Origin of the sequence: Ensifer sp. 4252, from assembly GCF_050434565.1 — a bacterium.
Taxonomy (GTDB): Bacteria; Pseudomonadota; Alphaproteobacteria; order Rhizobiales; family Rhizobiaceae; genus Ensifer.
Genome location: NZ_JBNDIU010000001.1, coordinates 838,728 through 852,969, shown reverse-complemented (window position 1 = coordinate 852,969; position 14,242 = coordinate 838,728). Strand labels below are relative to the sequence as shown.

General features: G+C 62.4%; 15 protein-coding genes. 10 read left to right on the top strand and 5 right to left on the bottom strand.

The annotated features are described in order from the left end of the window. Positions 1–173: 173 nt before the first annotated feature. Positions 174–701, top strand: coding sequence for a glycosyl transferase (locus tag ABIE33_RS04235; RefSeq protein WP_429121786.1), 528 nt, complete (start codon positions 174–176; stop codon positions 699–701). Between the two features lie 440 nt (positions 702–1,141). Here ABIE33_RS04235 and moaB read toward each other — a convergent pair whose 3' ends face one another. The 4 genes from moaB to ABIE33_RS04215 form a co-directional block, all read right to left on the bottom strand. Beyond that, entirely contained in the window at positions 1,142–1,684 is a 543-nt protein-coding gene (gene moaB, locus ABIE33_RS04230) for a molybdenum cofactor biosynthesis protein B (RefSeq protein ID WP_429121784.1), read from the bottom strand. Position 1,685: 1 nt separating this feature from the next. Further along, positions 1,686–2,597 carry a 4-(cytidine 5'-diphospho)-2-C-methyl-D-erythritol kinase gene (locus tag ABIE33_RS04225; RefSeq protein ID WP_429121781.1) on the bottom strand — a complete coding sequence of 304 codons (912 nt, stop codon included), beginning with the start codon at positions 2,595–2,597 and terminating at the stop codon, positions 1,686–1,688. A gap of 7 nt (positions 2,598–2,604) precedes the next feature. Next, positions 2,605–4,437: a tetratricopeptide repeat protein gene (locus tag ABIE33_RS04220; protein ID WP_429121778.1), complete on the bottom strand. Its 1,833-nt coding sequence runs from the start codon at positions 4,435–4,437 to the stop codon at positions 2,605–2,607. A 164-nt stretch (positions 4,438–4,601) separates the two neighbouring features. Then, positions 4,602–5,618, bottom strand: coding sequence for a polyprenyl synthetase family protein (locus ABIE33_RS04215; RefSeq protein ID WP_429123089.1), 1,017 nt, complete (start codon positions 5,616–5,618; stop codon positions 4,602–4,604). Positions 5,619–5,726: 108 nt separating this feature from the next. On the opposite strand from ABIE33_RS04215, the gene ABIE33_RS04210 reads away from it, so the two are divergent. The 6 genes from ABIE33_RS04210 (at position 5,727) to ABIE33_RS04185 (ending at position 9,675) form a co-directional block, all read left to right on the top strand. Beyond that, positions 5,727–5,948, top strand: coding sequence for a DUF2007 domain-containing protein (locus ABIE33_RS04210; RefSeq protein WP_429121775.1), 222 nt, complete (start codon positions 5,727–5,729; stop codon positions 5,946–5,948). Positions 5,949–5,985: 37 nt separating this feature from the next. Further along, entirely contained in the window at positions 5,986–6,777 is a 792-nt protein-coding gene (locus tag ABIE33_RS04205) for a tRNA1(Val) (adenine(37)-N6)-methyltransferase (protein ID WP_429121772.1), read from the top strand. Between the two features lie 76 nt (positions 6,778–6,853). Next, a complete protein-coding gene (locus ABIE33_RS04200) occupies positions 6,854–7,720 on the top strand; it encodes a S49 family peptidase (RefSeq protein WP_429121769.1) in 867 nt (288 codons plus the stop codon). Between the two features lie 139 nt (positions 7,721–7,859). Continuing rightward, positions 7,860–8,051: a membrane protein gene (locus ABIE33_RS04195; protein WP_025426113.1), complete on the top strand. Its 192-nt coding sequence runs from the start codon at positions 7,860–7,862 to the stop codon at positions 8,049–8,051. 110 nt (positions 8,052–8,161) lie between these two features. Then, a complete protein-coding gene (locus ABIE33_RS04190; protein WP_429121766.1) occupies positions 8,162–9,124 on the top strand; it encodes a glycine--tRNA ligase subunit alpha in 963 nt (320 codons plus the stop codon). Further along, positions 9,121–9,675: an AAA family ATPase gene (locus ABIE33_RS04185; protein WP_429121764.1), complete on the top strand. Its 555-nt coding sequence runs from the start codon at positions 9,121–9,123 to the stop codon at positions 9,673–9,675. The genes ABIE33_RS04190 and ABIE33_RS04185 overlap by 4 nt, the downstream gene beginning before the upstream one ends. A gap of 3 nt (positions 9,676–9,678) precedes the next feature. On the opposite strand, the gene ABIE33_RS04180 is transcribed toward ABIE33_RS04185, so the two are convergent. After that, complete coding sequence (locus ABIE33_RS04180) at positions 9,679–9,876, bottom strand: hypothetical protein (protein WP_429123086.1); 198 nt, start codon at positions 9,874–9,876, stop codon at positions 9,679–9,681. 250 nt (positions 9,877–10,126) lie between these two features. On the opposite strand from ABIE33_RS04180, the gene ABIE33_RS04175 reads away from it, so the two are divergent. From ABIE33_RS04175 to ABIE33_RS04165, 3 genes are all read left to right on the top strand, one after another. Then, positions 10,127–10,675: a LemA family protein gene (locus ABIE33_RS04175; protein WP_429121761.1), complete on the top strand. Its 549-nt coding sequence runs from the start codon at positions 10,127–10,129 to the stop codon at positions 10,673–10,675. Between the two features lie 94 nt (positions 10,676–10,769). Beyond that, positions 10,770–12,038 (top strand): 3-phosphoshikimate 1-carboxyvinyltransferase, encoded by a 1,269-nt coding sequence (gene aroA, locus ABIE33_RS04170; RefSeq protein WP_429121758.1) that lies wholly within the window; start codon positions 10,770–10,772, stop codon positions 12,036–12,038. A 154-nt stretch (positions 12,039–12,192) separates the two neighbouring features. Further along, positions 12,193–14,133: a DUF2207 domain-containing protein gene (locus ABIE33_RS04165; RefSeq protein ID WP_429121755.1), complete on the top strand. Its 1,941-nt coding sequence runs from the start codon at positions 12,193–12,195 to the stop codon at positions 14,131–14,133. Positions 14,134–14,242 lie beyond the last annotated feature (109 nt).

Below are 14,242 nucleotides of genomic sequence, written 5' to 3'. Positions count from 1 at the left end.
TTGATCCCGTTTTGTTCTGATTATTTTCCTATCGCGAAAACAAGAACAATTCAAGAACAAAAATCATGCACGCTGAAATGAGAATAGCAGGGCGGGTCGGAGGCCAGGGAGAATGCGAGAGCGGTGCGGCGTGGGGATGTAGCATTTTACGCTGCAATGCGGTAGGAACAGCTATGTTGACGATCATCATGGAAACACGCGACAACGAGGCCGAACTGGCGCAGACGCTGTCGGTGCTCGTGGCAGGCGCGGTTGAGGGGTTGGTCAGCGATGTCATCATCCTCGATCATGGCTCCAAGGACGGGTCGGTGCGCGTGGCTGATGCGGCCGGCTGCCGCTTCTGCGTCGATTGGGATCTGGGCGAAATCGTGCGCTCGGCACGCGGCGAATGGCTGATGCTGCTTGAGCCCGGTGCGCGGCCGATCGGGCGCTGGGTGGATGAGCTCGTCGAATATGTATCGCTTCACAAAGGCCCAGCCCGTTTCTCCCCGTCACGCCTCCACCGCAAGCCGTTTCTGCATCGCCTTGCGCGGCGGGGGAAGCCGTTGGAGGCAGGTTTCCTCATGCGCAAGCGCGACGCCCTGGCAGTCGCGCGGGGAAAGATGCAGCTGAGTGAGATGACAAATATCCGCGCTGTACGAAAGCTGGCGACCGAGCTGGTTCCGGCCTGGGTTGCGCTCGACAGCAGGCAGGGCGGCTAGGCTGTCGCGCGAGAGTGTGTAGCGGTTTTGTGAGGACGACAGGCGCAAAGCCAAGAGCGTAAAGCGCAGCAAGCGAAAATGAAGGATCGCGACGCGCTTCAGTGCGCGCTCGACGCCAACAAAAAAGGTGCCTGTCCTGCGGACGGCACCTCCAAGCAGCTACCAAACATCCTTGCTAGCAAATTCCTGTCCGGGCGACCGGGCGAGCCGCACGTCGTATGTTTTCGTTCCCGTCGCCGGGGGACATCGGCGATGGCTCGTCTTTGCTCCGTTTGAAGGACTTGCTCGGGTCTCGTTGCGATCCCTCATCTGAGCTGACCGTTGAACGTCTAGCAGACAAATAGGAGCTTCGCAGTTCCCTGGGGAACAGGCCGGTTGCGTCATACATTCGCACAGTCTACCGCCGTGTCGGCAGCGGATGCGGGTCGGCACAGGCCCGGTCAGCCCCGTTTCAGATGCTCGTCGAGCCGCGGCATGATCTCGACGAAGTTGCACGGCATGTGCCGGTAGTCGAGTTGCTGCTTGAGAATGCCGTCCCACGCGTCCTTGCAGGCCCCGGGTGAGCCCGGCAGGACGAAGATGAAGGTGGCGTTGGCGACGCCGCCGGTCGCGCGCGACTGGATCGTCGACGTGCCGATCTTCTCATAGGAAATCCGGTGGAAGACTTCGGAGAAGCCATCCATGCGCTTTTCGAACAGCGGCTCGAGCGCCTCCGGCGTGACGTCGCGGCCGGTAAAGCCGGTTCCGCCGGTGGTGATCACCACATCGATGGTGTCGTCGAGCGTCCAGGCTTCCACCTGGTCGCGGATCTTTTGCCGATCGTCCGTCACGATCGCGCGCGCTTCCAGACGGTGGCCGGCGTCGCGCACCCGCGCCTCAAGCGTGTCGCCGGATTTGTCGTCGGCCAGCGTGCGCGTGTCTGACACCGTCAGAATGGCGATGCCGACAGGAATGAAAGAACGATTGTCGTTGATACCGGCCATTCTAGTTCCCTCTGCCCACCGTTCTGCAGGCGAGAACGTACCACTCGGGATGGGCGGCAGAAAGAGTGCGGGCGGCGCGCTGCGCGCTTTCGTCGCTATCGAACAGGCCGAAGCAGGTGGCGCCGGAACCGGACATCCGCACCAGCGCGGCTCCGCTCGTTGCCAGCGCACCGGAGACATCGGCGATCACCGGCTGCAGCAGGCGCGCCGGCGGCTCCAGGTCGTTGCGCATCGCCGCGATGGCCGAAAGCCACGCCGCAGGAGATAAGAGACCACCCGGGATCGCAAGCGGCGGGTTGTTCTTCTTTTCCAGCGTCCGGAAGATCACCGGCGTCGAGACGGCGATTAGGGGATTGGCCAGCACGATCGGAAAGGAGGGAAGCTCTGAGGCGGGCGCGATCTCCTCGCCGATGCCCCTCGCAATAAGCGGTCTGCCGTCAAGGCACATCGGCACATCGGCGCCGAGCTTGAGCGCCAAGGCGGCGAGCAATGCCGGTTCGATGCTGGTTCGCCAGAGGTCGAGAAGCCCGCGCAGGGTTGCGGCCGCGTCCGCAGACCCGCCGCCGATGCCCGAGGCAACGGGCAGGTTCTTTTCAAGATGAATGTGTACCGGGCCGGTGTCGACGTTCTGCGAGGCCAGGGCCTGACGCAGCAGATCCCGCGCCTTGAGCACGAGATTGCCGCCCTGGTCTTCGCCCGTCGTCGATAATTCGGCGGCGAATGGGCCCGACAGGGTGAAACGGTCTTCATCCGACGGAGTCAGGCCGATCCGATCCCCGCGATCGGCAAAGGTGACGAGACTTTCTAGAAGGTGGTGGCCGTCGGCCCGTTGGCCGACGACATGCAGTGCCAGATTGATCTTGGCGGGCGCCGTCTGCGTCAGCGCGAAGCCCGCGATCTCGCCTTTAAGCATGCTACGATCAGGACTTCTTGTTCGGCGCCGGTGCCTCAGGGGTGACCTTCTTCGGCGCGGTTTCCTTGGCGTCCGCAGAGGCCGGGACAACTTCCTTCACCGGCGGCAAGCCGTTTTCGATCTTGGCCTTGATCTTCGGGATCTCGGCTTCCTCCGGCTTCAGCTCAAGTGTCTGCGTCCATTGGAACACAGCTTCCAGCTTGCGGCCGACGCGCCAATAGGCATCGCCGAGATGGTCGTTGATCGTCGGGTCGCCGGCCATCAACTCGGCTGCCTTTTCAAGCTCGACCACCGCATCGTCGAAGCGGTTCATGCGGAAATAGGCCCAGCCAAGCGAATCGACGATGTAGCCGTCATCCGGCTTCAGCTCGACCGCCTTGCGGATCATGTCGAGCCCTTCTTCCAGGTTGATGTTCATGTCGACCCAGGAATAGCCGAGATAGTTCAGCACCTGCGGCTGGTCCGGGTTGAGTTCCAGAGCCTTGCGGAAGCTCGGCTCGGCCTTGTCCCAGAGCTTCTGGCGCTCGTAAGCAATGCCGCGCTGGAAGAACACAGTCCAGTCGCTACGCTTCGGCACGGGGCCGATCGCGTCGACGGCGCGGTCGTAAAGCTCACCCATCTCCTTGTAGTCCTTGGCATCGGAAAGCACGCTGCCATAGGCGAGATAGTTGCGGATGTTCTTCGGGTCGACGTCGATCAGCGCCTTGAGATGCTTCTTGGCTTCATCCACCTTCCCGATGCTGGCGAGGCTGAGCCCAAGCTGCAACTCGGACAGGCGGCGCATCGGCGAAGCCTCGGGCACGCTCTGGTAAAGCTCGATCGCTTCCTTCGGCTTCTTCAGGTTCTCGGCGATGCCGGCCAGCATCACGAGAATGTCGGCACTGTCAGGGTCGAGACGACGCGCCGTCTGCAGATAGAGCGAGACGATGTCTTCGGCGCCGTCACGGTTGAGCGCACCGCCGATGGAAAATAGCACGGCTGCCGCACCCTGTGGTGCGGTCTTGACCTGCTGCTCCTGGGGGATGCCGGTCTCGATGTTTTTCCGAAGCGCCTCGAGCGGGGTGTAGTTGTTGACGAGGTTTTCGCCGACGGCGATGGTGTCGAGCGCCTTCTGCTTGTTGCCTTCGCGTGCCTCGAAGCGCGCCAATGCCTCGACCGCACGCATGAACGTGTCGGGCGCAGCACTGCCGCCTTCGCGATCGAGGATCGCATCGTTGAGCTTGGCGCGAGCGGTCGTCTTGTCGCCAGAAGCGATGGCAATGGCGCCGGCATGGTAGTTCTTGAACACGCGGAACCAGTCCGGCCCTTCGAGACCATTGACCTGCGCCAGCGCTTCCTTGGGCTTGCCCTGGCCGAATTTGGCCCAGGCCGAAAGCAGGCCGTTCATCAGCCGGTCGAGATCGTTCGGGCCCTCATAGTTCAGGAGCTTCTGCGCGTTGCGATATTCGCGCTTGCGGATTGCCTCGATCGCACGGATGACCGTGGTGATGCGTTCGACCGCCGGATCGGATTTCAACTGCTCGGCGATCTTGGCGCCTTCGTCGAACTTGCCGGCCATCAGCAGGGTGATCATCAGCCGCTGTTTGACTTCGTTGTTGTTCGGCTCGAACTGCAGGGCGATGCGGTAAAGCTCGTTGGCCGCGGCAAAATCACGGTCCGTGTCGGCCGTGCGGGCGGCGAGGAACGCGCCAGCAAAGGTGTTGACGGAGGTGATGTCGAAGGGTTCGGTCTCCTCCACGGCGGCCTTTTCCTCGGCGAAAGCCTGATAGCTGGCGCTGACCGAGACAAGAGCCATCAGTGCAGCGCCGCTGAGAAGGCGGAGGATCGTCTTTTGCCGCATGTCAAACCTTTCATTGCCGATCTCTCGGCCTTGCGCACGACTGAGGGTTGTCTTGGAATCAGCCACGTGTTGCCTGCCACAACTCTTGAGGAACAGAATGGCTTTTTTGGCGCAACGCGGCAAGAAATTCCTCTTGGCTGTCCAGCTTCGGCCGGAGGGGCGCGTCAGCTGACCCGGTCGATGCAGAAGTCGATGACTTCGACCAGCGCCGATTTCCACGGCGAAACCGGGAGCGGTGCCAAGGCATCGCGCGCGATCGTGCCATAGTGCTGAGCGCGGGCGATGGTATCGCTTAAGCCGCCATATCGCTTGATCAGGCCGAGCGCCTTTTCAAGGTTGGCGTCGCTGCTGTCGCCGCCTTCGATCGCCTGTCGCCAGAAGGCGCGGTCTTCCGGCGTGCCGCGGCGATAGGACAGGATCACCGGAAGGGTGATCTTGCCTTCGCGGAAATCGTCGCCGACATTCTTGCCGAGATCGCTGGCCGAACCGCCATAGTCGAGCACGTCATCGACGAGCTGGAAGGCAAGACCGAGATTCATGCCGTAGGATTTGAGCGCATTGCGGTCGGATTTGCTGGTATGGGCGACGATCGGGCCGACTTCGGCGGCAGCGGCGAAGAGCGCTGCGGTCTTGGCGCGGATGACCTGGAGATAGTCGTCCTCGGTCGTCTCCATGTTCTTGGCGACGGAAAGCTGCAGCACCTCGCCCTCGGCGATCACCGAGGCGGCGGTCGACAGCACGTCGAGCGCGTCGAGCGAGCCGACATCGACCATCATGCGGAAGGCCTGGCCGAGCAGGAAGTCGCCGACGAGCACGCTTGCCTGGTTGCCCCAGATGGTGCGAGCGGTGGATTTGCCGCGGCGCAGATCGCTTTCATCGACGACATCGTCATGCAGCAGCGTTGCCGTATGCATGAACTCGACGCTGGTAGCGAGCTTGACGTGAGCGTCGCCTTCGTAGCCGAACATGGAGGCGGAGGCGAGCGTCAGCATCGGCCGCAGGCGCTTGCCACCCGACGAGATCAGGTGGTTGGCAACCTCAGGAATCATCTGGACGTCGGAGCCGGCCCTCGACAGGATGAGCTGGTTGACGCGTTCCATGTCGGGAGACGTCAAGTCAACGAGCGGCTTGACGGACGCCAGTTTGTTTTTGCTGTCTTCCAGCGGTATCACTACGCCCAACACCGGGACTCCTGTTTTCATTGTCGCTTTCGACAATAGGAAGGGGGGCCACGTGCGGCAAGAGGCGAATTGTCCCGCTTGCTGAAATAGGACAGGAAAAACCGCTGGATGAAGGAATTGATCCGCACCAACGACGTCGTTCTGCTCTCTTTTGCCGAGAGCCTGATGAAGGACGCCGGTATTAACAGCCTGATCGCCGATCAGGGCATGAGCATTCTGGAGGGATCGCTGGGCCTGCTGCCGCGTCGTTTCCTCGTGTCGGACGACGATGCCGATGCCGCGCGCCGCATCCTCGTCGAAGCGGGGTTGGAAGCGGAGTTGCGGGCATGATCGGCGGTTCACCGGTGCCCACGGGCGACGATCGGCCATGAGCGAACGGCCTATGACGCTCGTTGAGACCGAAACGGTGGATGCATTCCACCGCGGCAGGTTCCATGTCGTGCAGCCGCTGGGGCAGGGACATCGCTCCGGCATGGATGCGATGTTGCTCGCTTCGCTGGTTGCTTGCGACCGCTCCTGCCGCGTGGCTGATCTTGGCGCCGGAGCGGGGGCTGCCGGCATGGCAGTCGCCTCGCGGCTCGATCCGGCCGAGGTCGTGCTGGTGGAGCGCTCGCCGACCATGGCGGCGTTTGCGCGCCGAAGCCTCGCGCTTCCTGAGAACAGCCGTTTCGCCGACCGGGTGTCGGTCATCGAGGCGGACGTCTCGCTTGCCGGCCGGGCACGCCGCGCCGCCGGGTTGCCCGACGATGCCTTCGATCACGTGATCATGAATCCGCCGTTCAACGATGCCTCCGACCGGCGCACGCCGGACAGCCTCAAGGCCGAGGCGCATGCGATGAGTGACGACCTGTTCGAGATCTGGATCAAGACGGCGGGCGCGATCATGAAGCCGGGCGGGCAATTGTCGCTGATCGCCCGGCCGGAATCGATCGCCGATATCATTGCCGCCTGTGGCCGCCGCTTCGGTGGCATCGAGATTACGCCGCTGCATCCGCGCATCGGCGAGAATGCCGTGCGCATCCTCGTGACCGCGATCAAGCAGAGCCGCAAGCGGCTGGTGCTGCGAGCGCCGCTGATCGTGCACGAGGAGGGTGCGCATCGCTTTTCCGGCGATGTCGACGACCTCAACAACGGCCGCGCTGCCTATCGGCGCCGTTGATTTACCGTATGCGGCATTGCGTTTGGACGACCAGTGCATACATGCAGGAACACGTGTTCGTATTGCAGGAGCTGAAATGGCCGGGTTCTTCAAAAGGCTGATGCCGAGGCGTTTTCGGCGGGATGGCATCGCGATCCCCGTCGTGCGGCTTCACGGCGCAATCATGGCCGGTGGCGGCCAGTTTCGCCCAGTGCTCAATCTGGCCTCGGCCGCGCCCCTGCTGGAGAAAGCCTTCGCGGTGAAGGAGGCTCCGGCCGTGGCGATTTCGATCAACTCTCCCGGCGGTTCGCCCGTGCAGTCGCGGCTGATCTACCAGCGCATCCGCGATCTCGCCCAGGAGAAGAAGAAACGCGTGCTCGTCTTCGTCGAGGACGTGGCCGCTTCCGGCGGTTACATGATCGCGCTTGCCGGCGACGAGATCATCGCCGATCCGACGTCGATCGTCGGTTCCATCGGCGTCGTCTCCGGTGGCTTCGGCTTTCCGGAACTGCTGAAGAAGATCGGCGTGGAGCGGCGCGTTTATACCGCTGGCGAGAACAAGGTCATGCTCGATCCGTTCCAGCCGGAGAAAGAACGCGATATCGAATTCCTGAAGAGCCTGCAGCTCGATATCCATGATACTTTCATCCAGATGGTGAAGGCCCGCCGCGGGCAACTGCTGGCCGACCATCCTGACGTCTTTTCCGGGCTTTTCTGGACTGGGCGGCGCGGATTGGAGCTGGGTCTGATCGACGGTCTTGGCGATCTGCGCGGCGAGGTGAAGAAGCGGTATGGCGAGAAGGCGCGGCTCGAACTGATCCAGCCGGCGCGCAGTCTTTTCGGGCGTCGCCAGACCGGTGCATCGATTGCTGGCGATATCGCCGCGCCGATCGCGGCTTCTGCGATGGCGGGCCTTGCCGAAGCAGTAGAGGAAAGGGCATTGTGGGCGCGTTTCGGGCTTTGAACCGCGACCGGCGCGACGGGCCTACAGCGCCGCGCGTCTTGTTAGACGCGCAAAGGTCGCTGGAGCACTTTGAATGGCTGCATATTTCATCCTTAAATCGAGTTCGATTTAAGGATGAAATATGCAGTAGGGAGGAAAAATGCCGCAGCTTATCCTGCTCCTGATCGCAGGCTTCGTTCTATGGATCGGCTACCGCAAGTTCATTGCGGATGCCCAGAAGCTGACGCGTCAGCGCGATCAAACGCGCCGCGAGCAGCAGACCGGCGCCAGCGGAACCCTCGTCAAGGATCCCGAGACCGGCGAATACCGGCTTAAGCGCGAAGACGACTGAGATTTTTCGTGCACCTTTGCGTGCACGCAGATCGGCCTGAGCGCTTGACCCCTGTCGCCCGGCGTGGCACCTGTCCGGCTCTCATTTCGTGAAGAATTCGGACGTTCCCCATGACCACCGCCTCGCTGCCCGACCACATGAACCCCAAGCGCTCGTTCCAGGCTTTGATCCTGACGCTGCACAACTATTGGGCCGACAAGGGTTGCGCTGTACTGCAGCCCTACGACATGGAAGTCGGTGCCGGTACGTTTCATCCGGCAACGACGCTGCGCGCGCTCGGCCCCCGTCCGTGGCGCGCCGCCTATGTTCAGCCGTCCCGTCGCCCGACCGACGGCCGCTATGGCGAAAACCCGAACCGTCTTCAGCACTATTATCAATATCAGGTGATCCTGAAGCCGAACCCATCCAACCTGCAGGAGCTTTATCTTGGCTCGCTGGAGGCGATCGGCCTCGATCCGTTGCTGCACGATATCCGCTTCGTCGAGGACGACTGGGAAAGCCCGACGCTGGGCGCCTGGGGCCTGGGCTGGGAATGCTGGTGCGACGGCATGGAAGTGTCGCAGTTCACCTATTTCCAGCAGGTCTGCGGCATCGAATGCTCGCCGGTCGCCGGTGAGCTGACCTATGGTCTCGAGCGTCTGGCGATGTATGTCCAGGGCGTCGACAACGTCTATGATCTGAACTTCAACGGCCGCGAAGGCGACGAGAAGATCAGCTATGGCGACGTGTTCCTGCAGGCGGAGCAGGAATATTCGCGCTACAACTTCGAATACGCCAACACCGCCATGCTGCATCAGCACTTCATCGATGCCGAGGTAGAGTGCCAGGCTCTGCTGGCGGCCGGCGCGCCTGCCGACAGCACCAACAACCACCTGCACAAGTGCGTCTTCCCCGCCTACGACCAGTGCATCAAGGCGAGCCACGTCTTCAACCTGCTCGATGCGCGCGGGGTGATTTCGGTGACCGAACGGCAAAGCTACATTCTGCGCGTCCGCACACTTGCCAAGGCCTGCGGCGAGGCGTTCCTCTTGACCGACGCCGGCGGCGCGAACTTCAACCGGGACGCCGCTTGATCGCCGAGCCAGCCAGCCTCATCGTTCACATCAATGGCTGGCCGGGCACCGGAAAGCTCACCATCGCACGCCATCTCGCCGAACCTCTCGGCGCGAGGCTTGCAGACAATCACACGCTGATCAATCCGGCTGAGGCGCTGTTTGCAAGGGGCACGCCGCTCTATTGGTTGCTGCGGGCGACCGTCAGGACGGCAGTGCTCGATCATGTGCGCCGGGCCGAGGCTTCGCAATCCTTCCTCTTCACCGATGCACTGTCCAATGATGAATTCGACAGCCGGGCATTCGACGATTATGCGGCACTGGCTGCCGATCGACGTGCCCGTTTGGTCGCCGTCGTTCTCGACTGTTCGGTGGAGGAAAACCTGAAGCGGTTGACGCGGGCGGGGCGTTCCAGGGCCTACAAGCTGACCGATCCACAGGTGCTGATCGATCTCAGAAGCCGGCATGTTCTGTTGAAGGGAAAATGCGATCAGTTGATCGAGCTCGATGTCAGCAGTCTCGGCGCCGATGAAGCCGCCAGCGAAATTCCGGCGCGGATCGTGAAGGGATAGATCTCACGCGATCGCGGCGACCTTGATGCCGTTCTTGCAGGTCGGCTTCTGGCACGGATAGGTATCGGTATAGAGTTGGCCGGAGTAGGTTTGCAGGGCCCTGCGAACGCCGGACGGTTTCTCGGAAGAACCAACGTTCGCATAGGCAACGAAGAGCGCCGTAAAGGCGATCACGTTGATGAGAGTTGCGAGCGTTTTCATGGTCTTCACTTCGTATCCGGGGTTGTTCGATGGCGCGACTATCGCCCATCGTCCGGATCCCTGCGGTTCCCGATGGAACAGGAATCGAGGTGTTTGGGCCTGGCGATATGCCCTGGCGGTGAACAGTGTGTTCACCGCCTTCGGCTTGCATTTGGGGAGGAGTGCGTTTCTCCGCCTGAATGCTGCAGAAAGGTCTATGAAGCTGGAAAGCCGGTGCTAATCTCTGCCGAGCTTTTTTGGAGGGTATCGCATGATTGGTCTGGCCATCGCCGTCGCCGTGATCCTGTATCTGGTTTTCGTCTACAACGGCCTCGTCAAGGCGCGGCAGATCGCCGAAGAAGCCTGGTCGGGTATCGACGTGCAGTTGAAGCGGCGCGCCGACCTAATCCCCAACCTGATCGAGACGGTGAAGGGCTACGCCGCCCACGAGAAGTCGACGCTCGAGGAAGTCATCGCGATGCGCAATCGCGCCCAGGCCGTACCAATCGGCGATGTCGAGGCGCGAGCCGCGGCCGAAGGCGCCCTGTCGCAGGCGCTTGGCAAGCTCTTCGCCCTTGCCGAAGCCTACCCCGATCTCAAGGCCAACGAGAACTTCGCGGAACTGCAGCGCTCGCTGGAGACCATCGAGGGCGAGATCCAGATGTCGCGCCGCTACTACAACGGTGCGGCACGCGACTTGAACGTCAAGGTCGAGAGCTTCCCGTCGAACCTCATCGCCAACGCTTTCCGCTTCGTGAAGGCCGGCTATTTCGAGATCGCCAACGAGGCGGACCGAGCGGTGCCGCAAGTCAAATTCTGATCGGGGACGATCCCCTATCACGCCATCGACTGATAGAAGACACGCCTGCCGAGGCCGACAGCCTCGGCGCTACTTGCATTAAAGAGACCCGAGCATGAGTGATACCGTGAAGAAGCTGACCATCCTGCCGACCGACCACCCCCTGCGCGGTCACGTTCGCCCGCCGGGTTCGAAGTCGATCACCAACCGGGCGCTGCTTCTTGCGGGTCTTGCCAAGGGCACGAGCCGGCTGACGGGCGCGCTGAAGAGCGACGACACCCGCTATATGGCCGATGCCTTGCGGGCAATGGGTGTCGAGGTCAGTGAGCCGGATGACACCACATTCGTCGTTACCGGATCCGGCCGGCTTGCGTCGCCGTCGGCGCCCCTGTTCCTCGGCAATGCGGGAACCGCTACGCGCTTCCTGACGGCCGCAGCGGCTCTCGTTGACGGCCCGGTGGTCGTCGATGGGGACCAGCACATGCGCAAGCGGCCGATCAAGCCGCTCGTCGACGCACTTCGCACACTCGGCGTCGAGGTGACGTCCGAGACAGGTTGCCCGCCGGTCACCGTCAATGGCAAGGGCGGCTTTCCCGCCGGACGGATCGAAATCGACGCCGGCCTTTCCAGCCAATACGTATCGGCTCTGCTGATGGCTGCTCCCGGCGCAAAAGGCCCTGTCCGCATTGAGCTTGCAGGCGACGAAATCGGCGCGCGCGGCTACATCGACCTGACGGTCGCGGCGATGCGTGCCTTCGGCGCCGAAGTCGAGCAGTTGAGCCCATCCGTCTGGCAGGTCGCGCCGACGGGCTATCGCGCCGCCGACTTCGCGATCGAACCTGACGCGTCGGCCGCGACCTATCTCTGGGCAGCGGAAGTGTTGACCGGAGGGGCTATCGATCTGGGCGTGCCGGCTTCCGTTTTTTCGCAACCCGATGCCCGTGCCCACGCCGTCATCTCCAGCTTCCCGCATCTTCCCACCGTCATCGACGGGTCGCAGATGCAGGACGCGATACCGACGATCGCGGTTCTAGCCGCCTTCAACGAGACGCCCGTGCGCTTTGTCGGCCTTGCCAATCTGCGCGTGAAGGAATGCGACCGCGTCCGTGCCTTGTCTCTCGGCCTGACTGCCATCCGCCCGGGGCTAGCCCACGAAGAGGGCGACGATCTCATCGTCTCCTCCGATCCGGGGCTTGCCGGCCAGACATTGCCGGCTTCGATCGACACGTTTGCCGACCATCGCATCGCCATGAGCTTCGCCCTTGCCGGGCTGAAGATCCACGGCATTGCCATCGAGGACCCCGGCTGCGTCGCCAAGACCTATCCGGCCTATTGGGATGCACTTGCCTCGCTCGGCGTCGCCTTTACCGGTGACCGTCCTTGATATCGCGCCGGATGAAACCGCTTCTCAAGCTTTTCCAGGAAAAGTGCGAAGCGGTTTTCCGCCAGGAAATGCGAAAACCCAAAGAGAGAGCATTTCCATGACCCCGTTTAAGAATGGAAATGCTCAAGAGATCGATCGAAAGGTCTGAGACCGTATGGCCCGCTTTGTCGCCCTGTTTGGCATGTTGTTGTTCCTGTTGGCGACGGCGGGCGTCGGGCGGGCGGACGAAGTGTTCTCGTCCTATCATTCGGTGATCGATGTCGCCAAGGACGGGACGCTGACGGTCACCGAAACGATCACGGCCAATGCCGAGGGCAACCAGATCCGGCGGGGTATCTTTCGTGACCTGCCGCTGACCTTCACCGACGCTAAGGGCCGCCGCAGCAAAGTGGACTTCAAGCTGCTTTCGGTCGAGCGCGACGGCGAGGAGGAGCCCTACCGCACCGAATCGATCTCGGGTGGCGTCCGCATCTACACCGGATCCGCAGAGGTGTTTCTGCTGCACGGCGAGCATACGTTTCAGTTCACCTACGAGACGAGCCGGCAGATCCGTTTCTTCGAGGATCACGACGAACTCTACTGGAACGTGACGGGCACCGAATGGGCCTTCCCGATCGATGAGGCGAGCGCCACCGTCAATCTGCCGGAAGGCGTGCGGCCCGTGGCGCTCGACGTTTTCACCGGCGGCTACGGCGCGACCGGCAAGGACGCGCGGGCGTCGGAGGAAGGCAGCGAGATTTTCTTTGCGACCACCCGGCGGCTGGAGCCGAAGGAAGGGCTGACGATCGCGGTCAAGATGCCGAAGGGTAGCATCGACCAGCCGTCCACGAGCCAGGAGAACGCCTGGTGGATGCGTGATCACATGGCGCTTCTGATCGCCGGAACGGGTCTCGTCCTTGTGGCGCTCTACTATGGCCGCGCCTGGCTGAAGGTGGGGCGAGATCCGGAACGTGGCGTCATGGTGCCGCGCTGGGACGCGCCCGAGGGCATTTCGCCCGCACTCGTCAACTATATCGACAACCGGGGCTTTTCCGGCGAAGGCTGGACGGCTCTTTCTGCATCGGCACTCAGCCTCGCGGTCAAGGGCCACGTTGTCCTCGAGGATCTGAAGAGCGCCATCGTCATTGCCGCAACCGGCAAGGGCCGCAGCGAAAAACTTCCGACCGGGGAGGCGAGCCTGATGAAGGCCGTCAATGCCGCCGGCGGCAAGCTGAAGATCGACAGGGCCAATGGCACCAAGGTACAGGCAACAGGCGCCGACTTCCGCAACGCCATGGAGCGCGAGCACCGGGGCAAATACTATCTGGCCAACACCGGCTACATCATCGCCGGCGTATTGCTTTCGGTTCTGGCGATCGCCGCGGTGTTCCTGTTCGGCGATCTGAGCGAGGACAGCATCCCGCTGGTCATCGTTCCCGTCTTCATCGCCTTTGTCATTTCGATCCTCGCCGTTTCCTTCGGCAAATCCCTGCGGCGCGAAAAGAGCCTGATGAGCCGCATCATGTCGATCGTGGTGATCGCTTTCATCGGCTTCGTCGCCTTCACCATCTTTTCGAGCATTCTTGCGGTCGTCTTCTATTCCGCCACAGAGACCGACGAACTGCCGCTCCTGTTTGCGATCGGCGGCATCGTGCTCGTCAATGTGCTGTTCTTCTTCCTGATGGGCGCGCCGACACCGCTCGGCACCCGGATGATGGACGGCATCGATGGGCTCAGGCAATACATGACGCTTGCCGAGAAGGACCGGATGAACATGCAAGGAGCACCGGAGATGTCGCCCCGGCATTTCGAGACGCTGCTGCCCTATGCCGTGGCGCTCGGGGTGGAGAAACCGTGGACGGAGACCTTCGATCGCTGGCTGCTGGCCGCTGCTGCCGGGGCGGCTGCCGCTGCCGCCTACCAGCCTGCCTGGTACCATGGCGACGGCTTCGGCTCGACGACGTTCGGGGATCGGATCGGCGGCTTTGCCGGCTCGATGGCCGATACTATGACCTCTTCCCTGCCGCCCCCGCCCAAATCCTCGTCATCTGGCTTTTCGACCGGCGGCGGCTTTTCCGGCGGCGGTGGTGGTGGCGGTGGCGGCGGCGGCTGGTGATCGCGCCGTAGACCCGCCGCCTCTAAGTCAAATTCATCGTCGGGCTTGGTGACATTTTCGCCAGAGCTTGCTAAGTCGGCCGCAACCGTCCGGAACAGAAAAAGTCATC